17 protein-coding genes and 1 pseudogene are annotated in these 19194 nt (G+C 72.3%); 7 read left to right on the top strand and 11 right to left on the bottom strand.

The features are described from left to right. The 5 genes and pseudogenes from CWIS_RS19630 to CWIS_RS17830 form a co-directional block, all read left to right on the top strand. Nucleotides 1-236 (top strand): annotated as a pseudogene (locus tag CWIS_RS19630) (sugar ABC transporter permease); the annotation flags it as partial. Then, nucleotides 233-1246: a carbohydrate ABC transporter permease gene (locus CWIS_RS15810; RefSeq protein ID WP_048344289.1), complete on the top strand. Its 1014-nt coding sequence runs from the start codon at nucleotides 233-235 to the stop codon at nucleotides 1244-1246. The pseudogene CWIS_RS19630 and the gene CWIS_RS15810, both read left to right, overlap by 4 nt. A 90-nt stretch (nucleotides 1247-1336) precedes the next feature. Continuing rightward, nucleotides 1337-2485, top strand: a complete 1149-nt coding sequence (locus tag CWIS_RS15805; protein WP_229747387.1) for a ferrochelatase — start codon at nucleotides 1337-1339, stop codon at nucleotides 2483-2485. Between the two features lie 85 nt (nucleotides 2486-2570). Next, entirely contained in the window at nucleotides 2571-3221 is a 651-nt protein-coding gene (gene hemQ, locus CWIS_RS15800; protein ID WP_082156533.1) for a hydrogen peroxide-dependent heme synthase, read from the top strand. Nucleotides 3222-3347: 126 nt separating this feature from the next. Then, nucleotides 3348-3788, top strand: a complete 441-nt coding sequence (locus tag CWIS_RS17830) for an META domain-containing protein (protein ID WP_053071786.1) — start codon at nucleotides 3348-3350, stop codon at nucleotides 3786-3788. A 25-nt stretch (nucleotides 3789-3813) separates the two neighbouring features. Here CWIS_RS17830 and CWIS_RS15790 read toward each other — a convergent pair whose 3' ends face one another. The 6 genes from CWIS_RS15790 to CWIS_RS15765 form a co-directional block, all read right to left on the bottom strand. Beyond that, a complete protein-coding gene (locus tag CWIS_RS15790) occupies nucleotides 3814-5064 on the bottom strand; it encodes a Glu/Leu/Phe/Val dehydrogenase (protein WP_048344312.1) in 1251 nt (416 codons plus the stop codon). Between the two features lie 137 nt (nucleotides 5065-5201). After that, nucleotides 5202-6248 carry a LacI family DNA-binding transcriptional regulator gene (locus CWIS_RS15785; RefSeq protein WP_048344286.1) on the bottom strand — a complete coding sequence of 349 codons (1047 nt, stop codon included), beginning with the start codon at nucleotides 6246-6248 and terminating at the stop codon, nucleotides 5202-5204. A 109-nt stretch (nucleotides 6249-6357) separates the two neighbouring features. After that, nucleotides 6358-7272: a carbohydrate ABC transporter permease gene (locus CWIS_RS15780; protein WP_048344285.1), complete on the bottom strand. Its 915-nt coding sequence runs from the start codon at nucleotides 7270-7272 to the stop codon at nucleotides 6358-6360. Beyond that, entirely contained in the window at nucleotides 7272-8306 is a 1035-nt protein-coding gene (locus tag CWIS_RS15775) for a carbohydrate ABC transporter permease (protein WP_048344284.1), read from the bottom strand. The genes CWIS_RS15780 and CWIS_RS15775 overlap by 1 nt, the downstream gene beginning before the upstream one ends. Before the next feature lie 163 nt (nucleotides 8307-8469). After that, nucleotides 8470-9798 carry an ABC transporter substrate-binding protein gene (locus tag CWIS_RS15770; RefSeq protein ID WP_048344283.1) on the bottom strand — a complete coding sequence of 443 codons (1329 nt, stop codon included), beginning with the start codon at nucleotides 9796-9798 and terminating at the stop codon, nucleotides 8470-8472. 395 nt (nucleotides 9799-10193) lie between these two features. Beyond that, the gene (locus tag CWIS_RS15765) at nucleotides 10194-10751 is read right to left on the bottom strand and encodes a DUF2505 domain-containing protein (RefSeq protein ID WP_048344282.1); all 558 of its coding nucleotides are present in this window, start codon (nucleotides 10749-10751) and stop codon (nucleotides 10194-10196) included. A gap of 73 nt (nucleotides 10752-10824) precedes the next feature. On the opposite strand from CWIS_RS15765, the gene CWIS_RS15760 reads away from it, so the two are divergent. Next, the gene (locus CWIS_RS15760; protein ID WP_053071785.1) at nucleotides 10825-12309 is read left to right on the top strand and encodes a sensor histidine kinase; all 1485 of its coding nucleotides are present in this window, start codon (nucleotides 10825-10827) and stop codon (nucleotides 12307-12309) included. A 104-nt stretch (nucleotides 12310-12413) separates the two neighbouring features. Here the strand turns inward: CWIS_RS15760 and CWIS_RS15755 are convergent, their stop codons facing one another. After that, entirely contained in the window at nucleotides 12414-12662 is a 249-nt protein-coding gene (locus CWIS_RS15755) for a WhiB family transcriptional regulator (protein WP_048344281.1), read from the bottom strand. A 371-nt stretch (nucleotides 12663-13033) separates the two neighbouring features. Between CWIS_RS15755 and CWIS_RS15750 the strand changes: the two genes are divergently transcribed. Beyond that, nucleotides 13034-13498 carry a hypothetical protein gene (locus CWIS_RS15750; protein WP_197080871.1) on the top strand — a complete coding sequence of 155 codons (465 nt, stop codon included), beginning with the start codon at nucleotides 13034-13036 and terminating at the stop codon, nucleotides 13496-13498. A 21-nt stretch (nucleotides 13499-13519) separates the two neighbouring features. On the opposite strand, the gene CWIS_RS15745 is transcribed toward CWIS_RS15750, so the two are convergent. The 4 genes from CWIS_RS15745 to CWIS_RS15730 form a co-directional block, all read right to left on the bottom strand. After that, nucleotides 13520-16066 carry an FtsX-like permease family protein gene (locus CWIS_RS15745; protein WP_048344280.1) on the bottom strand — a complete coding sequence of 849 codons (2547 nt, stop codon included), beginning with the start codon at nucleotides 16064-16066 and terminating at the stop codon, nucleotides 13520-13522. Further along, nucleotides 16066-16869, bottom strand: coding sequence for an ABC transporter ATP-binding protein (locus tag CWIS_RS15740; protein ID WP_048344279.1), 804 nt, complete (start codon nucleotides 16867-16869; stop codon nucleotides 16066-16068). The genes CWIS_RS15745 and CWIS_RS15740 overlap by 1 nt, the downstream gene beginning before the upstream one ends. Nucleotides 16870-17005: 136 nt before the next feature. Then, nucleotides 17006-17761 (bottom strand): response regulator transcription factor, encoded by a 756-nt coding sequence (locus CWIS_RS15735; RefSeq protein ID WP_048344278.1) that lies wholly within the window; start codon nucleotides 17759-17761, stop codon nucleotides 17006-17008. Beyond that, nucleotides 17758-19170, bottom strand: coding sequence for a sensor histidine kinase (locus CWIS_RS15730; RefSeq protein ID WP_082156530.1), 1413 nt, complete (start codon nucleotides 19168-19170; stop codon nucleotides 17758-17760). The genes CWIS_RS15735 and CWIS_RS15730 overlap by 4 nt, the downstream gene beginning before the upstream one ends. Between the last annotated feature and the right edge of the window lie 24 nt (nucleotides 19171-19194).

Below are 19194 nucleotides of genomic sequence, written 5' to 3'. Positions count from 1 at the left end.
CCCTGATCCTGCAGGTCATCGGCACCGCCCAGGTGTTCCTCGAGCCGTTCCTGTTCACCAACGGCGGTCCGAACCACGCGACCGAGACGATCATGCTGCGCGTCTACAACCTCGCGTTCGCCAACCTGGGCAACAACTTCGGCGAGGCGACCGCGCTCAGTCTGCTGCTCGCTGCGGTCCTCGCCGTCCTGTCCTTGCTGTACTTCCGTGTGACGCGATCCTGGAGCACGTCGTGACCGCCACCTCGCCCCTCGCCGCGACCACCGCCGACCCACGTCCGGACGCGCGCACCGCCTCGGGACCGGGCGACGCACCGGGGACCGGAGCGCGGCAGGCTCGGCCCTCGCGGCGCCGTCGGCAGGCCCGCGCCGACGAGCGCGAGCGTGGCGCGCTGTCGAGCGCCGACTGGCGACGTCCGCGCGTCGCGTGGACGTGGCGCGGCATGCACCTCGCGCTGCTGCTGCTGCTCGTCGTCTGGTGCCTGGGGCCGCTGCTGCTGCTCGCCAAGTTCGCCTTCACCCCGACGCAGGACATCCTCACGCAGCCGCTGGCGCTGTTCCCGAACGGCTTCACGACGAAGAATGTCGACCAGGCGTTCACGAGGTACCACATCGGGCAGTACTTCCTGAACACCGTGTGGGTCGCGCTCGGGTCGTGGTTCGTCCAGGTCGTCGTCGCGACGACCGGCGGCTACGTGCTCTCGGTGCTGCGGCCGCGGTGGGCCAAGGCACTCAGCTGGGCGGTGCTGACGACGCTGTTCGTCCCCGCCGTGGTGCTGCTGATCCCGCTCTACCAGATCATCGTCGACCCGCCGGTCGGCGAGACGCTCATCAACAGCTACCTCGCGGTGTGGCTGCCCGCGGGGGCCAGCGCGTTCAACGTCGTGCTCGTCTCGCGGTTCTTCGACTCGCTGCCCCGGGAGATCTTCGAGGCCGCGCGCGTCGACGGCGCGGGGCCGGTGCGCGTGTTCTGGTCGATCGTGCTGCCGATGAGCAGGCCGATCCTCGGCGTGGTGTCCGTGTTCGCCGTCATCGCGTCCTGGAAGGACTTCCTGTGGCCGTTCCTGGTGCTGAAGTCCGCGTCGGTCAAGCCGCTGTCCGTCTACCTGCAGTCGATGGCGAACGTCGACAAGGGCACCCTGATGGCGGCGCTCGCGATCTCCACACTCATCCCGGTGGTGATGTTCCTGGTGTTCCAGCGCATGTTCCTGCGGGGTGCCGGGCTCGGCGGCGCGGTGAAGGGCTGAGGCGGATCCTGACGTTCTGTCCGTTCGATGTCACGCCGCCTCGGCGCCCGGCGGACGGTGGCGCCGACGCCGCGGTGCGATGATCGACCTGTGCCTGACGAGTCCTCCGTGAACCCGGTCGCGCCCTACGACGCCCTCCTGCTCGCCTCGTTCGGCGGTCCGGACGGCCCCGACGACGTGCTCCCGTTCCTGCGGAACGTCACCGCGGGCAAGGGCATCCCGGACGAGCGTCTCGCCGAGGTCGCCGAGCACTACCACCACTTCGGCGGGGCGAGCCCGATCAACCGCCAGAACCTGGCCCTGCAGCGCGCGCTGACGGCCGAGCTCGAGCGCCGCGGCATCGACCTGCCCGTCGTGTGGGGCAACCGCAACTGGAGCCCTTACACCAAGGACGCCCTCGCGGCGGCGTACGCGGACGGTCACCGCCGGGTCCTCGCGCTCGTGACCAGCGCGTACGCGTCGTACTCGGGGTGCCGGCAGTACCGCGAGGACTTCTGGTCGACGCTCGAGGAGCTGGGCTCGGACCTCGGCCTGCCCGACGGTGAGCACCCCCTGTCGCTCGACAAGCTGCGCGCCTACTTCAACCACCCGGGCTTCGTCGAGGCGAACGTCGACGCCGTGACCGAGGCCTTCGGCAAGGTCCCCGCAGGCGCGAGGCTCGTGTTCGTCACGCACTCCATCCCGCACACGATGGAGGAGGCGTCCGGTCTCGGCGGACCGTCGTACGCCGCGCAGCACCTCGACGTCGCCGCGACGGTGGCGGCCGCGGTCGGGGAGCGGCTGGGCCGTGCGGTCGAGTGGGACCTCGCGTACTGCTCGCGTTCCGGACCGCCGAGCCAGCCGTGGCTCGAGCCCGACGTCAACGACCTGCTGACGGACCTCGCGGGCCGCGGCGTCGACGCGGTCGTGCTCTCGCCGATCGGTTTCGTCTCCGACCACATGGAGGTCGTCTACGACCTCGACACCGAGGCGCTCGAGACCGCCGAGGCGCTGTCGATGACCGCGGTGCGCGCGGACACCGTCGGCACGCGCGAGCCGTTCGTCCGCGGTCTCGTCGACCTGATCCTCGAGCGTGCCGCCACCGAGCGTGCGGTCGCGGCCGGGCTGCCGACCGTCGAGCCCGCGACGGTCGGCGCGCTGCCGGCCCGCAACGACGTGTGCGTGCCCGACTGCTGCCGGCGCCAGGCCGGCGTCGACTCGGGTCGCCCCGCCGCGTGCTCGCTCGACCCCCTGCGCTGAGCTCGTCGCCCCCGCCCCCTTGACGGAAGGATCGTCCGTGACCGAGGTCGACCACGAGACCCTCAACTCCACCATCCGCTACACGATGTGGTCGGTGTTCGCGCTCGAGGAGGTGCTCCCGGCCGACGACGCCGAGCGTGCCGAGCTCGTCGCGGAGGCGCGGGCCGCCGTCGGTGAGGACGCCGATCTCGTCGTGCGCGGCTGGTACGACGTCGCGGGGCTGCGCGCGGACGCGGACCTCATGGTCTGGTGGCACGCCGAGACCGTCGAGCAGGTGCAGGGCGCCTACCAGCGGCTGCGCCGCAGCGACCTCGGGCGTCACCTGCTGCCGGTGTGGTCCGTGGTCGGGCTGCACCGCGCCGCGGAGTTCAACCGGCGCCACGTGCCCGCGTTCCTCGCCGGCGAGGAGCCGGGCGACTACCTGTGCGTGTACCCGTTCGTGCGCTCGTACGACTGGTACGTCCTGCCGGAGGAGGACCGGCGCCGCATGCTCGTGGAGCACGGGCACGCGGCGCGCGACTACCCCGACGTGCGCGCCAACACGGTCTCGGCGTTCGCGCTCGGGGACTACGAGTGGTTGCTCGCGTTCGAGGCGTCCGAGCTGCACCGGATCGTCGACCTCATGCGCGAGCTGCGCGCCGTCGAGGCGCGTCGCCACGTGCGCGAGGAGATCCCGTTCTACACGGGCCCCCGCACGACGCTCGAGGCGTGGGCGGACCGCCAGCCGATCGGCTGACCGGCTCGGCCGGCCGACGCAGGGCCAGCGTGCGCAGGGCTGACGGCCGCAGGGCTGACGCGTGCAGCAGACCGGGCCGGACCGCGACCGCGGGCCGATCGCGGTCGCCGGTGCCATGATCGGGTCATGCTGCAGCTCGTCGGGGAGTGGCACGTGAGCGTGCGGACGCCCACGACCGCCGCGGACGCGTCCGCGCGAGAGCCCGCTGCCGAGACCGAGCGGACCGCCTCGCTGACGTTCGACGGCGACGGGCAGGTCTTCGGCACGGGCGGTGTGAACCGGCTGCGGGGGACCTGGTCGGTCGACGGCGACGAGCTGAGGTTCGGGCCGATGGCCTCGACGCTCATGGCCGGACCGCCCGCCGCGATGCGGCAGGAGGCCGAGCTCCTGCGCCTGCTTGCCGAGCCGCTCGAGCTGCGCGCGGCCGACGGCGCCGCGCTGAGCGCCGCGGACCCGCTGCTCGAGCGGACGGAGGAGGACTCGCCCGCGGCGGTGGTCGAGCTCGTCGCACCGGCGGGGGACGGGTTGGTCCTCACCCGCGCGGACGCCCCGGCGCCGACCGCCTGACGACGGCGGCCGACGCCCCTGCCCGTCAGGGGTAGAGGCCGCGGATCTGGTGCGCCTCCGCGACGCGTCGCACCCCGATCGCGAGCGCGGCGTCGCGCAGCGAGAGCGACTGGTCGCGCGCGGTCTCAGACACGCTCGCGTACGCGGCGTGCATCCGCTGCGCGAGCCGATCAGCGATCTCCTCGGCGGTCCACCAGTACGCCTGGTTGGCCTGCACCCACTCGAAGTACGAGACCACGACGCCGCCCGCGTTCGCGAGGATGTCCGGGACGACGACGATGCCGCGGTCGGCGAGCACGCGGTCGCCCTCGGGCGTCGTGGGCCCGTTGGCTCCCTCGACGACCCACCGCGCCTTGACGCTCGACGCGGTGTCGGCGTCGAGCACGCCCTCGACGGCCGCCGGGATCAGCAGGTCCACGTCGAGGCCGAAGATCTCGTCGTTCGACACCGCGGAGCCGCCCTCGAACGTGCTGACCGGTGCGCCGGTCGCGACGTGCGCGAGCAGCGCCGCGACGTCGAGCCCGTCGTCGTTGCGCGTCCCGCCGTCGACGTCGGTCACCGCGACGACTCGCGTGCCCGCCTCGTGCAGCCAGTGCGCCGCGTGCGAACCGACCTTGCCGAAGCCCTGGACGGCGGCGCGGACCTCGGACAGGTCGACACCGTCGTCGGCGAGCGCGGCGGCCGCAGCGTGCACCACGCCGCGTCCGGTCGCGGTGGCGCGCCCGAGCGAGCCGCCGACGGGCAGCGGCTTGCCGGTGGTGACGCCCGGGATCGTGTAGCCCTGGTTGACCGAGTAGGTGTCCATGACCCAGGCCATCGTCTGCTCGTCGGTGCCGATGTCGGGTGCCATGATGTCCCGCTCGGGGCCGATGATCGGCATGATCTCCGAGGTGTAGCGACGCGTCACCCGTTCGAGCTCGGCGCTCGAGTACTCCCGGGGGTCGATCGCGACCCCGCCCTTCGCACCGCCGTACGGCACGTCGACCACGGCGCACTTCCAGGTCATCCACATCGCGAGTGCGCGGACCTCGTCGATGTCGACCCCCGCGGCGTAGCGCAGACCGCCCTTGCCGGGGCCACGCGAGATGTTGTGCTGCACGCGGTAGCCGCGGTGCAGCACGATCTCGCCCGAGTCCCGCCGCAGAGGCACGGCGACGTGCATCTCACGACGAGGCGTGGCGAGGATCTCGTGCAGGCCGGGGGAGTAGCCGAGGATCTCGACGGCGGAGGAGAGCTGGGCGAGGGCTGTGGTCAACGGCGACGTCACGCGGGCCACTCTGCCACCGTCACGCCGGGTGGCGCAGATGCACGGCACCGTGGGCGCGTCGCGCACGACCCCCTGCGTCGTGCGTGACGGGGCGCCCTGAGCGGCCCGGGTGGGCGGCTCACGGCCGGGCGGGCGGGCCGCGACGGTCAGGCCGAGGCGCGTACGACGAGCTCGGGGGCGAAGATCAGCGGCTCGCGGGGAAGCTGCTCGCCGTGCAGCTGTGCGAGCAGGCGGTTGCCCGCCGCGCGGGCCATGGACACGACAGGCTGGACGATCGTCGTGAGCGGAGGCGTCGTCGACGTGGCGACGCCGATGTTGTCGTAACCGACCACGGCGATGTCGCCCGGGACGTCCTTGCCGAGCTCCGCGAATGCGGCCAGCGCACCGGCGGCCATGAGGTCCGACGCGATGAAGACGCCGTCGACATCGGGGTACCGCTCCACGAGCTCGTGGGCGAGCCGGGCGCCCGAGGCCAGCGTGAAGTCGCCGTGCAGGACCGCGTCGTCGGACATGCCGGCCCTCCGCACCGCGGAGCGCCAGCCCGTGAGCCGGTCGACGCCTGCGGACATGTCCTGCGGGCCGGCGATGGTCGCGATGCGCGTGACGCCGCGCTCGATCAGGTGGCGTGCGGCCATCTCGCCACCCGCGACGTTGTCGGTGTCGACGAAGTGCACCTCGCGCGGGTCGACGGACAGCGGGCGCCCGACGAAGACGTTCGGGACGCGCGACGACAGCAGCACGCGGTCGAGGTCGTCGGTGCGGTGGTGCGAGACGACGATCGCGCCGTCGACGTGCCCGTTGCGCAGGTAGCGCACCGTGCGCTCGGACTCGCCAGGGCGGGCGATCACGAGCACGACCTGGATGTCGGAGTCGGCGAGCGCCGTGCTGAGACCGTTGAGGGTCCCCGCGAAGAACGGGTCCGACAGGACGCGCTCGTCCGGCTCGGGCACGACGAGTGCGATCGAGTCGGTGCGCTTCGTCACGAGTGAGCGAGCGGCACGGTTGGGGGTGTACCCGAGCTCGGCGACTGCGGCTTCGACTGCGGCCAGCGCGTCCGGGGAGACCCGGAGCCCGCCGTTGATCGCGCGCGAGGCCGTCGACCGGGACACGCCCGCGCGCTCGGCGACCTGCTCGAGTGTCGGCGCAGACGGACGGTCGCCATCGAGGGCGAGGGGTGAGTTCTCGACCACCATCGGTCAGTTCCCTTTCGTGTGCCAGACAGTCGTCCGGGGCCAGGCGCGAGATCGGCGCTCGGGGGCCCCGGGGTCGGGCCGGCAACGCTGCCGGCCCGACCGTCGGCGATCAGCCCTTGACTGCTCCGGCCATGATGCCCGCCACCAGCTGGCGACCGGCGAACGCGAACAGGATGAGCAGCGGCAGGGTCATCAGGAAGACGCCCGCCATGATCAGCGAGTAGTCCACGAAGTAGTTCTGCTGCAGCAGGCGGATCGCCAGTGGCAGCGTCGGGTTCTGGTTGTTGAGCACGATCGACGGCCAGAAGAAGTTGACCCACTGGGCGACGAACGTGAACAGCGCGAGCATCGCGGCTGCCGGCCGGGCGGCGGGCATGGCGATCGACCAGAACGTGCGGAACATCGACGCACCGTCGACGCGGGCTGCCTCGATGAGCTCGTACGGAAGAGCCTCCTCGAGGTACTGCGTCATCCAGAACACACCGAAGGCGCCCACGAGCGACGGCACGATGACCGCCTGCAGGTGCCCGATCCAGTTCAGCTTCGTCATGATGATGTACAGCGGCACCACGCCGAGCTGCGTCGGGATCGCCATCGTCGCGATGACGAAGATCAGCAAGCCCTTACGGCCGGGGAAGCGCAGCTTGGCGAACGCGAACCCGGCGAGCGTCGACAGGAGCACCGTGGACGCCGAGACGACGACCGCGATGATCAGCGAGTTGCCGACGGCCTGCCAGAAGCTGAACGCCTGAGCGTTGATCACGTTCTTGAAGTTCGTGAACAGGCTCGCGTCCGGGAAGAGCTGCGGGAGCGGCTTCTGCGCGATCGACACCGTGTCGGACGAGCCGATCACCAGCGTGTAGTAGATCGGCAGCACGCCGATCACGACGACGAGCGCGAGAAGGATGTAGTTGAACACCCGAGGGCGGCGGTCGTAGCCGCCGACCTTGCGTCCTGACTTGCGGGCGGCGGCGCGCGCAGCACCGCGACCGGCGACCTGCTCGATGGCGGGGATGGAGTTCATCAGGAGTTCCTCTGCGCTTCGTATCGCTTCTGCGCGGCCTTGATCTTCTTCTTCGACGGCGAGGCGTCTCCGGTGGCGATCTTCTTGGTCACGAAGAAGTTGGCCATGCCGATCGCGAGGATCAGCAGGAACAGCAGCCAGGCGATCGCTGCCGCGCGGCCCAGGTTGTACTGGCCGCTCCAGCCCGTGTTGTACAGGTACAGGGTCGTCGTCAGCCACTGACGCGACGCACCACCTGCGCCGGCGGGGTCGAACACGCGCGGCTCGTCGAAGATCTGCAGGCCACCGATGGTCGAGGTGATGACGACGAAGATGACGGTCGCGCGGATCTGCGGGATGGTCACGGAGAAGAACTGACGCGCACGCCCGGCACCGTCGATGATCGCGGCCTCGTACAGCTCGCGCGGGACGGCCTGCATCGCGGCGAGGAAGATCAGCGCGTTGTAGCCCGTCCATCTGAAGTTCACCATGGTGGCGATCGCGATGTGGCTCGAGAGCGGATCGACGTGCCACTGGACCGGGTCGATCCCGATCACGCCCAGCCAGCTGTTGATGAGGCCGGACTGGTCGGCGAACAGCCGGCCGAAGATGAGGCCGACGGCGACGGGGGCGACGACGTACGGCAGCAGCACGCCCATGCGCCAGAAGGTCTTGGCGCGCAGGTTCTGGTCCAGCAGGGCGGCGATGAGGATCGCGGCGATCACCTGGGGGACGGACGAGATCACGAAGATCGAGAGCGTGTTGCGCAGGGACAGCCAGAAGTCCTTCTGCTTGAACACGTCGGCGAAGTTGTCGAAGCCGACGAAGTCACCCTGGCCCTGGAGCAGGTGCCACTTGTGCACGGAGACGTAGCCCGTGTACAGGATCGGGAACAGACCCGTGATGAAGAACAGGATGAAGAACGGGGAGATGTACAGGTAGGGCGAGACCTTGACGTCCCAGCGGCTGAGCGTCTGGGAGAAGCCCACGCGGCGCGGCTGCCGCGGAGCCGGCGCGAGATCGCTCTCGGGCTCGACGGGTGACTGGACGGACATGACCACCTCATGACGGCGTGAGTGGACGCGGCGCCCGGTAAGTGCCGTGCTCCCACGAGGGGAGGGCACCTACCGGGCGCCGCTCGGATCCGGGGCCGACCAGCGTCAGTCGGCCTCTCGGCTGGTCGGGGTCAGGCGCCGGAGCGCCCGACCCCGACCGGGGTCACAGACCCAGCGCGTTGTACGCGTCGAGCGCGCCCTGCCATGCGGCAGCCTGGTCCGCCGACTTGTCGACGTCGACCTTCGTGATCGCGTCAGCGACGGTCGTGTGGATCGAGAAGTAGTTCGGGCCCTTGAACGGGGTGACCTTGATCGCCTGGTAGCGGTTGCCGAAGATCGTGCCGACGGGGGCGTTGTTGAAGAAGTCGTTCGTCGCCGCCGTCAGGGCCGGGTCGGTGAGCGCCTCGGTCTGGCTCGGGAACGTGCCAGCGTTGAGGAACGCCTTGATCTGCGTGGCGGGCGAGGTGAGCCACGCCGCGAGCTCCTTGGCAGCCTCGGCGTTCTTGCCGGCCGCGGGGACCGTCAGGTACGAGCCGCCCCAGTTGCCGCCGCCGCCGGGGAAGACGTCAGCGACGTTCCAACCGGTGATGCCGCCGGCGCGCTCCTCGATCGGGCCCGTCATCCAGGCCGGGCAGAGCATGGTCGCGAAGCCGTTGTTCTGGAACGCGGCGTCCCAGTCACCGGACCACTGGCCGAGGTGGGCCGAGAGCGCCTGGACGTCGGCACCCGTGACCGTCTCGAACAGGCCCTTGACGGCCGAGTTGTCCGCGAGCGGGATCGGCGTGCCGTCGGTGTTCTCGTACGCGGCCTCGAGCTGGTTGACCATGCCCTGGTAGATGGCGTTGGCCGAGTCGAACCACGCGCTGTCCGACTTGTCGGTGAACTGCTTGCCGACCTCGAAGTACTTGTCCCAGGTGGCGCCGTCGCCACCGAGCAGCTCCTTGACCGCCTCAGGCGTGCTCTCGAGGCCGGCAGCCTCGAAGAGGTCCTGGCGGTAGCAGATCGCCTCGGGGCCGACGTCGGTGCCGTAGCCGATGAGCGCGCCGCTGGCCGTCGTGGCCGGCTTCGTCTTGAACTCGGGCCAGCGACCCTCGACGTCCGCCGAGTTGAGGTCGAGGAACTTGTCACCCGACTGCACGAGCTCGGGCAGCCAGTCGATCTCGATGGCCTCGACGTCCGCGAGACCCGCGCCACCGGCGGCGAGCTTCGTCGTGAGGTTGGTACGCGCGTCCTCGGACTTGGCAGCGATCGTCTGCTTCACCGTGACGTTGGGGTGGTCCTTCGAGTACTCGGCGAGCAGCTCGTCCGTGTAGCCGAAGTTGTTGAACGTCGCGACGGTGAGCGTGATGGGCGTCGTGTCGTCGCCCTTCTTGGTCTCGCCGCTCGTCGGGGTGCCGCCGCCGCCGTTGTCGTCGGAGCAAGCGGTCGCCAGGAGGGCGATGCTCGCGACCCCGGCCGTGACGGCCAGGAACTTTCGAGTGGTCTTGCGCACTGTGACTCCCTTGTCAGTCGGACGGCAGCCATGCCGTACCTCACCTGTCGCCTCGGGGCCCGGACATGCACCCGGAACCACGTCGGCGTGGGTCTGAGAGACCCCGCTTGGAAGCGCTCCCCTCCGCAGTCTGCGGGAGCGTTCCCACGCGCTGGGTCACACTGTCGTCGGGCGGCCGCGGGGTGTCAAGGAGGTCGGTGTCCGAGTTGGGCGTGGTAGCGATCCCACACGAGTATCACCGCAGGTCAGGGGTTACTTCCACAGTTCCCACGTTACCGAATCGTTACGGCGCGGAACCGCTCCCGTGACCATCGCCCGACGATGCCCGTGACTCTCCCGGGTGACCGGGAGTGGTCCATCGTGTCGAGCGGGCTGATGGCGCGGCCCGCGTCCAGTCACGCGAGCCGGCGCTGCGCGACCTGTGCCTCCGCCGCGAGCGCCGCGCGGATCGCCCCGGCCGTCGCCTCCTCGACCGCCGCGCCGAACAGCGGGACGCCGGCGCGCAGCTCGCCCTCGTACCGGATCGCGGTCGCGGCGGGTCCGTGGGCGACGAGCGTGACCCGCCCGGCGAGGCGTACGGGCGCGCCGGACACCTCGACGACGACCGTCCCCACGCGGGCGTCCTCGTCGTCCGGTGCTTCCCACGCCTCGACCTGACGCACCTCGATGCGGTCGCCGACGAACGCCCGTACCTGCGGGGGGATCTGCTCGGTGGGCAGCAGGCGCCGGGAGGTGACGGTGAAGGCACCCGGCGCCGCGTGGGGCGCAGCGCCGTGGGGTGCCGCTTCGTCGGGTGCCGTGTCGTCGGGTGCCGTGTCGTCGTGCGTGACGTCGACCTGCTCGCACGTCGCGCCGCTGGCGACGACCTTCTCGCGGACGTAGTCAGGGTCGGCGAGCAGGCGCGCGGCCGTGCGCGGGTCGGTCGGCAGGACGAGCATCTCGGACAGGTGCACGGGCGGCCCCCTCGGGTTCCTCGCCGCGGTTCGCGGCGCGGTCGAGCCTAGTAGGGCCACATAGGCTGGGCGGGTGTCCACCCTGAGCGTGCTCGTCGAGCGTCACGGCCCCCTGCCCCCGGCGGACCTCGAGTGGCTGCACCTGCTCGTCGGCGACTGGCAGGTCGTGTCCGACCTCGCGTTCGCCGACCTGGTCCTGTGGCTGCCGACCACCGACGGCGACTTCGTCGCGATCGCGCAGTGCCGCCCGTCGACGGGCGCGACCGTCCACTACGACGACGTCGTCGGGTCCCGCGCACCCGAGGGGCAGCGACCCCAGCTCCAGCGCTCGCTCGACGAGTCGCGCCAGCTGCGCTCGCGCGAGCCCCGGTGGTTCGGGTCGTACGCGGTGCGTGAGGAGGCGATCCCGGTCGTGCGCGACGGGCGACCGATCGCCGTGATCGCCCGGCAGACCAACCTCGGCGGGGCTCGCACGCCCAGCCGGCTCGAGCTGAACTACGTCGAGGCGGCCGACGACGTCTTCGGCATGATCGCGACCGGCGACTTCCCGGCGCCCGACGCGCCCACGGGCCCTCGTCGCGGCGCGCCGCGCGTGGGCGACGGGCTCGTGCGCCTCAACTCCGAGGGGGAGGTGATGTACGCGAGCCCCAACGCGCTGTCGTGCTTCCACCGCCTCGGCGCGCTCGGCGACCTCGTCGGGCGCTCGCTCGTCGAGGTCACGGCCGACCTCATCCCGGAGCAGCGCGCGACGGTCGACGAGTCGATGCCGCTGGTCCTCATGGGCCGCGCGCCGTGGCGCACGGACGTCGAGGTGGGCGGGGTGGCGCTGTCGCTGCGCGCGGTGCCCTTGACCGAGCAGGGCTCGCGCATCGGCGCGGTGCTGCTGTGCCGCGACGTCTCCGAGCTGCGTCGCCGTGAGCGCGAGCTCATCACCAAGGACGCGACGATCCGCGAGATCCACCACCGCGTGAAGAACAACCTGCAGACCGTGGCCGCACTCCTGCGCCTGCAGTCGCGCCGGATGACCTCGCCCGAGGCGCGCGACGCGCTCACCGAGGCGATGCGCCGCGTCGCGACGATCGCCCTCGTGCACGACTCGTTGTCCCAGACGATCGACGAGAGCGTGCCGTTCGACGACCTGGTCGGGCGCAGCCTGCGGCTGGCGGCCGACGCGGCGTCGGCGGGGGCGCACGTGCGCACCACGGTCTCGGGGACGTTCGGCTCGGTGCGTGCCGAGGACGCGACCGCGCTCGCCCTGGTGCTCACCGAGCTCGTGACCAACGCGGTCGAGCACGGCTTCGCGGGACGGGAGTCCGGTGAGGTCCAGGTGATCGTCGAGCGCGACGGCGACGACCTGAGCGTGACGGTGGCCGACAACGGCTCGGGCGTGCCGGAGGGCCGCGGGGCGGGCACGGGGCTGGGCACGCAGATCGTCCAGACGCTCGTCACCAACGAGCTGCGGGGGAGCATCGACTGGCGGCTGCGGCCCGAGGGTGGCACCGCGGTCGTCGTCGAGGTCCAGCTGCGCACGTCGCGCGACGCCGCCCAGGTCGGCTGATGCCCGGACCGGTCTGGCGCCTCGGCCGCGACGAGCGGCTGCGGGAACGACGAAGGGCCGGCCTCGTGGCCGGCCCTTCGTCGAGAGTGCTGTGCGTCAGTCGGTCAGCTCGCGCGGCGCTGGCGCGCGGTGCGGCGCTTGAGGGCGCGGCGCTCGTCCTCCGACAGCCCGCCCCAGACGCCCGCGTCCTGACCCGTCTCGATGGCCCACTTGAGGCACGTGTCGACGACGTCGCAACGACGGCACACGGCCTTGGCCTCCTCGATCTGGAGGAGCGCAGGGCCCGTGTTGCCGATCGGGAAGAACAGCTCGGGGTCCTCGTCGAGACATGCTGCGCGGTGGCGCCAATCCATGCGAACTCTCCTTGGGCGCACGACGACCACGGCACCCTGGTGAGGGCGCGCGCGACGTCGCGGACGTTTCGTTGGGGGGGCTGGGCTGAAGACCTGCTGCATCAAGAGTCACACCCGTTTCCCCATCGCACAAGGGGTTACGAGATGGTTTCGACTCCGTTACGGATGAGGCGTTGATCACACTCGTTCGAGCGTGATCCGCACGTCGTGGATCGATTCGGGCGCTTGTCATGACCGAATTGAGCGGCTCGATGTCATTGGCACCCCTGCCAACGTGGTATGGGTCACGCTGCACCGTCTCGACTGCCGCCGCGGCCGGTCGACGCTGCCCCGCGGGCGGCCGGCCGGGGTGGGCGCCGTAGGCTCGGCCCGTGAGCGCTTCCTCCCCGTCCTCGCCCGCCGCCGGGCGCCCCGCCGCGCTCGTCGTGGTGTGCCTCCTGACGCTCCTGGAGGCTGCGACCGCGGCCGGCCTGGCCGTGGCCTGGGCCGTGGACCTGGTGCGCGGGGTGTCCGTGCGGCCCGCGGCGAGCGTCTTCCTCATCGTGTTCGGGCTCGCGATCGCGTTCGTCCTCGCGGCCGGCGCGCGCGGGCTGTGGCGCGGGCGTCGCTGGGCGCGCTCGCCCGTGATGACGTGGCAGATCATGCTCGTCGTGCTGTCGATCGGGTGGCTCGGTGTCGAGTCGAGCGTGTGGGCGTGGGGCGTGCTCGTGGCGGCCGTCGTCGTGGGCGTCGGCCTGCTGCTGCCCGCGGTCGTCGCGGTGACGACCGGGGCCGCGTCGCGGGCAGACGCCAGCGGCGCCACGGGTACCCCCTCCGGTACTCCGAAGCGCCGCTGAACGTCTGGCCGCGGCGGCCGGTCAGTCCACCGCGAGCGCCGCGACGGGCGACGTCCGCACGGCCGACCTGGCCGGCAGGACCGAGGCGAGGAGCCCCGCACCGAGCGCGACCGCGATGATCACGCCCACGTCGCCCCACGGCACCGCGAGCCGCGAGTCACCCATCGCACCGAACGCGATCGCCGAGCCGGCCCAGCCGTAGAGCACCCCGAGGATCACGCCCAGCACGGCACCGACACCCGCGATGAGCATGCCCTCGGTCGCGAGGGTCAGCCGCAGGCGCCGCTTGGTCAGGCCGATGGCGCGCAGCGTCGCCGACTCGCGTCGACGCTCGATGACCGACAGCGACAGCGTGTTCGCCACACCGACCAGCGCGATCACGACCGCGACCGCGAGCAGGCCGACGACGATCGCCAGCAGCGTGTCGATGAGCTGCTCGTACTGCGCGCGCAGCGAGATGGGCGACTCGATCACGACGGACTCGTCGGCCAGCGAGTTGCGCACCGCCTCGACCACGGCGACCGCGTCCGCGTCGGATGCGATCCGCGCCCACACGGTGGTCGTCGGCACCTCGCCGACGATCGTGTCGAACGTCGCGGGGGTCAGGTACGCGTAGCCGGGGCGGCCGGTGTCGACCATGACCGGCTCGAGGGTCGAGGGCGTGCCGCCGTCCACCGGCTGTCCCGTGAACTCGTCGATGTGCGTGACCGGCGCGTCAGGTTCGGTCACGTCAGTCGCCACGACGATCCGGTCGTCGCGCGCCGCGGCGGCGATCCGGTCGTCCCGGAGCACGGCCTCGACCTCCGGCGTCAGGGCCCGCGCGGTGAGCCACGCGTCGCCCATGGACACCTCGGCGGTGGGCACGTCGACGGCGCTCTCGATGCCCGGGACCGCCGCGACCGTGCGCGCCACGTCGGCGGGCAGGGGCTCGACGCCGCCGGACGCGCTCGTGACCTCGACGTCGACGTTGTAGTGGGCGTCGAGCTCCGCCGCGAGCGACGCGCGTGCGCTGGCGGCACCCGTGGACATGAGCGCGACGAGCGTCACGCCGATGAGCAGCGCGGTGCTGGTCGCGGCGGTCCGCCGCGGGTTGCGGACCGTGTTCGCGGCCGCCAGTCGCGCCGCCGGACCCGCCTTGCCGAGCAGGCGGCCGACGAGCGCGACCATCAACGGGACCCAGAACACCGCCCCGACGAGGACGCCGACGAACGACACGGCGCCGCCGAGGATGCCGAGGCCGAGCCAGACGATCGCCTCGTCGGGCTTGCCGACCGACCCGAGGAGCGCCATCGCGAGCACGCCGGCCCCGCCGACGGCGAGCGTGAGTGCGAACCCGAGCCGGAGCTTGCCGGCTCGCGAGGCGACGTCGGGCGCGTCGATCGGCCGCAGCGCGGCGACCGGGCTGACCTGCGTGGCGGCGCGAGCCGGCACCAGGGCGGCGAGGACCGTCACCAGGACGCCCACGAGCACCGGCACGAGCAGCACCGAGGGCGTCAGCGTGACGTAGGCGGGCAGGGGCATGTCGTCCTGCATGCGACGCAGCACGGACAGCGCCCCCTGCGCGACGCCCGTGCCGAGCAGCACACCGAGCGCCGAGGCGCCGAGCCCGAGGATCGCGGCTTCGAGCAGCACCGACCGGCGCAGCTGGCCGCGCAGCGCACCGACGCACCGCAGGAGCGCGAGCGTGCGGGCCCGCTGGGCCACGATGACCTGGAACGTGTTCGAGATGACGAGCGCGGCCACGATCAGCGCGACCGCCGCGAACCCGAGGATCGCCGCGACGACGAAGTTGTTGCCGTCGCCCGTCTCCTCGATCTGCGCCTCGGCGGCCTCGTCACGCGTCTTCACGGTGACCGGCACGGCGGACTCGCGGTCGGCCGTCGCCTTCTCCAGCATCGCCGCGACGGCGGCGTGCACCGCGGCCGTGTTCTTCGGGGCGCTGATCAGCGCGCCCTCCGACCCGACCGTCTCCGGGTCGAGGTTGGTCCACTCGAGCATCGAGTCGCGGGTCGCGAGCGTCGCACCGCCGAAGCCGGTCCAGGCGCCGCCCGGGTCGGAGGTGAGGCCCGTGACGTTCGCGTCGGTGGTGTGGTACTCGGGCTCGGCGTTCTCGGGCCACGTGGTCCACGCGACCTCGACGGTCCCGCCCACCTCGACGTCCAGCCGCTTCGCGACGGAGGCCGGCAGGGCGATCTCGTCGGACGCCTCCGGCGCGCGGCCCTCGGTGACCGTCAGGGACGACAGCGAGGGGTCGGAGGCGACCGGCAGCACGAGCTGCCACGAGCGCGCGGCGCCCTTGCTGATCTCGGTGCCGCTGACCAGCACCGGGTCGACCGCGGCGACGCCGGGCACGTCGCGGATCTCGTCGATGAGCCCGGTGACGTCGCCGTCGACCACGAGGTCCGCCTTGGCGAACGACGCGGTCACCGAGTCGTAGCTCGTGCGCTTGATCACGCCGCCGGTGAGCAGCGTCGCCGCGACGAAGGCGGTGCCGATCGCGATCGCGATCGCGGCTGCCGTGAGCCGGCCCAGGCTGCGGCGCATCTGGGCGAGAGTGAGGCGGAGCATCAGGCGTTCACCCCGTCGGCGATGGGCGCCTCGAGCGTGCGCAGGGCCTCGAGGCCGGCGAGCACCGACTCGGGCGTGGGCTCGGCGATGTCACCGGCGATCCGACCGTCCGCGAGCAGCACGACGCGGTCGGCGTAGGCGGCGGCCGTCGGGTCGTGCGTGACCATGATGACCGTGCGGCCGAGCTCGCGGACCGAGCGGCGCAGGAACGAGAGCACCTCGGCGCCCGAGCGCGAGTCGAGGTTGCCCGTGGGCTCGTCGGCGAACACGACGTCGGGGCGGGTGACGAGCGCGCGTGCGATCGCGACGCGCTGCTGCTGGCCGCCCGACAGCTCGCTGGGCCGGTGCGTCAGGCGCCCCGTCAGCCCGAGCGTCACGGTGAGCAGGTCGAGCCACTCGCGGTCGACCCGCGTGCCGGCGAGCTCGAGCGGCAGCGTGATGTTCTGCTCCGCGGTGAACATCGGCAGCAGGTTGAACGACTGGAAGACGAACCCGATCCGGTCGCGACGCAGGTGCGTGAGCGCGTCGTCGTCGAGGGCGGTCAGCTCGGTCTCACCGAGGCGCACGGACCCGGACGTCGCGAGGTCGAGCCCCGCGAGCAGGTGCATGAGGGTGGACTTGCCGGACCCGGAGGGGCCCATGATCGCGGTGAAGGCCCCCGCAGCGAAGTCGACGTCGACACCGTCGAGCGCGCGGACCGCAGCGGCCCCCGACCCATAGGTCTTGGTCAGGCCGCGCGCCGACGAGGCGGGGACCGCTCCGTGCGTGCCGGGGGGAACGGCTGCGGGCGTGGAAGAAGACACGGTGCTCCTCGAGTGGGACGGGATCGGTACGTGACCAGGCTAGGAAGAGCGCCGACGCCGCCTCGTCGGCCCGCGGTCTCGTCGTTCCGGCCGCCCGTCATCCCGTGGCATGACGGGCGCTCAGCCCGTGGACCGGTCAGCTGCCCGGTCGGACGAGACCCGCCTCGTACGCGGTGACGACGGCCTGGACCCGGTCGCGCGCGGAGAGCTTGGCCAGGATCCGGCCGACGTGCGTCTTGACGGTCGCCTCGGCGACGAACAGGTCGCGGCCGATCTCGGTGTTCGACCGGCCGCGGGCCATGAGGAGCAGCACCTCGCGCTCGCGCTCGGTGAGCTCGGCGACCATCGCCTGCGCGGGGTTGGGCGTGCCGTCCTCGGACTCGGGCTCGGGCAGCGCCGTGACGAGGTGCTCGATGAGCCGACGGGTCGACGAGGGCGCGATGACCGCGTCGCCGTGGTGGACCGTGCGGATCGCCGCGAGCATCTCCTCGGGCGGGGCGTCCTTGAGCAGGAAGCCGCTCGCGCCCGCCCGGATGGCCGCGAGCACGTACTCGTCGAGGTCGAACGTCGTCAGCACGATCACGCGCGGGGCGGGGTGCTCGGGCGTGCCGCGCGCGATGATCTGCGCGGTCGCCTCGAGGCCGTCCATGGTCGGCATGCGCACGTCCATCAGGACCACGTCGACGCGGCCGAGCGCGGCCAGCGCGGCCGGCTCGAGCGCGCGCACGGCCTGGGCGCCGTCGCCTGCCTCGAGCACGACCTCGAGGTCGGGCTGGGAGTCGATCACCATGCGGAAGCCCGCGCGCACCAGCTGCTGGTCGTCGACGAGGGCGACCCGGACGACGTGGTCCGCGGTGCTCGACGGGGCGGCGCCGCTCGGCTGCTCGGTCATCGGCTGTGCTCCTGAGTGCTCGGGTCGGGCGTGGAGGTGGTCGTGGGCGCTGCGCCGGGCGCGGTCCCGCCGGCAGTCGTGCTCGCGCCGGCGGGTCCGGTCTCGTCGTCGGGCGCAGTCTCGTCGTCGGGTGCGGCGGGCGTCATCGGTGGGGGCGCGCCGGCCGCACGGCTCGGACCGTAGCCGGAGCGGGTCGGGAACGGCAGCCGGGCGCGCACACGGAACCCGCCGCCCTTGCGCGGCCCGGCGGTGACCTCGCCGCCGAACATCGCGGCCCGCTCGTGCATGCCGCGCAGACCCTGGCCGAGTCCGTCGGAGCCGGCCGACGCGCCGCGTCCGTCGTCGGCGACGTCCAGCTCGATCGCGTCGCGCAGCCACTGCACGACGACGGTCACGCGCGGTGCCGGTCCGGCGTGCTTGAGCACGTTGGTGAGCGACTCCTGCGTGATGCGGTAGACCGCCAGGCCGACGCCGGGCGGCAGCGGGTGGGGCTCGCCCAGGCGCACGAGCGACACGTGCGCGCCGCTGAGCCGGACCTGCTCGACCAGGCGGTTGATGTCGGCCTCGCCCGGCTGGGGCGTGGTCTGGGCCGGTGCGGGCTCGGGCAGCACGCCGGGGCCGTCCGCGGTGGCGCGCAGCCGCCCGTCCTCGGTGCGCAGCACGCCCAGGAGGCGGCGCATGTCGGTCAGGGCCGCACGGCCCGTCTCGGCGATCGTCTCCAGCGCGCGGGTCGCGGCCGGTGGGTCGACCTGGGCGGCGTAGCGTCCGCCGTCCGCCTGGGCGATCACGACGGACAGCGAGTGCGCGACGATGTCGTGCATCTCGCGTGCGATGCGCGCGCGCTCGGCCGACGTGGCGATCTGCGCCTGCTGGTCCCGCTCCTTCTCGAGCCGCTCCGCGCGGTCGACGAGCGCCTCGAGCGTCTCGCGCCGCGAGCGCCGCACGAGGCCGAAGGCCCACACCGTCAGCGAGCTCGAGGCGACGAGCATGCAGATCACGACGACCGCGGACGCGTAGTAGTCGGCCACGAGCTGCAGCGGCAGCACCACGCTCGCGAAGAGCGCCCCGCCGATCGCGACGCGGTGCGCCCAGCGCGGGCCGTGCACCGTGACCGAGTACAGCGCGACGAGCACCGCGAGGTCGGCGGGCAGCACCCCGGGCACCGTGACGAGCTGGACCAGCGCGACGACGTACACGGCGGCGGCCGAGGCCGTGGGCCGGACCCGGCGCCACGCGAGCGGGCCGATGAGCAGCGCGGCCCACAGCAGGAGCGCGGGCTCGCCCAGGGTTGTCCCGGACCCGACCATGGTGAGCGGACCGAGCACGAAGAACAGCAGGAAGGCGCCGGTCGCGTCCACGACGAACCGGTGCGAGTCCTCCCAGCGCACGAGGCGGTCCCAGACGCTCATGCCGCGAGCCTAGGGCGGCGCGGC

The organism is Cellulomonas sp. A375-1 (assembly GCF_001040865.1).
In the GTDB taxonomy this organism is placed as follows: Bacteria; Actinomycetota; Actinomycetes; order Actinomycetales; family Cellulomonadaceae; genus Cellulomonas; species Cellulomonas gelida.
Note: the sequence above shows the minus strand (reverse complement) of the source record. Positions and strands in the feature narration are given on the sequence as shown.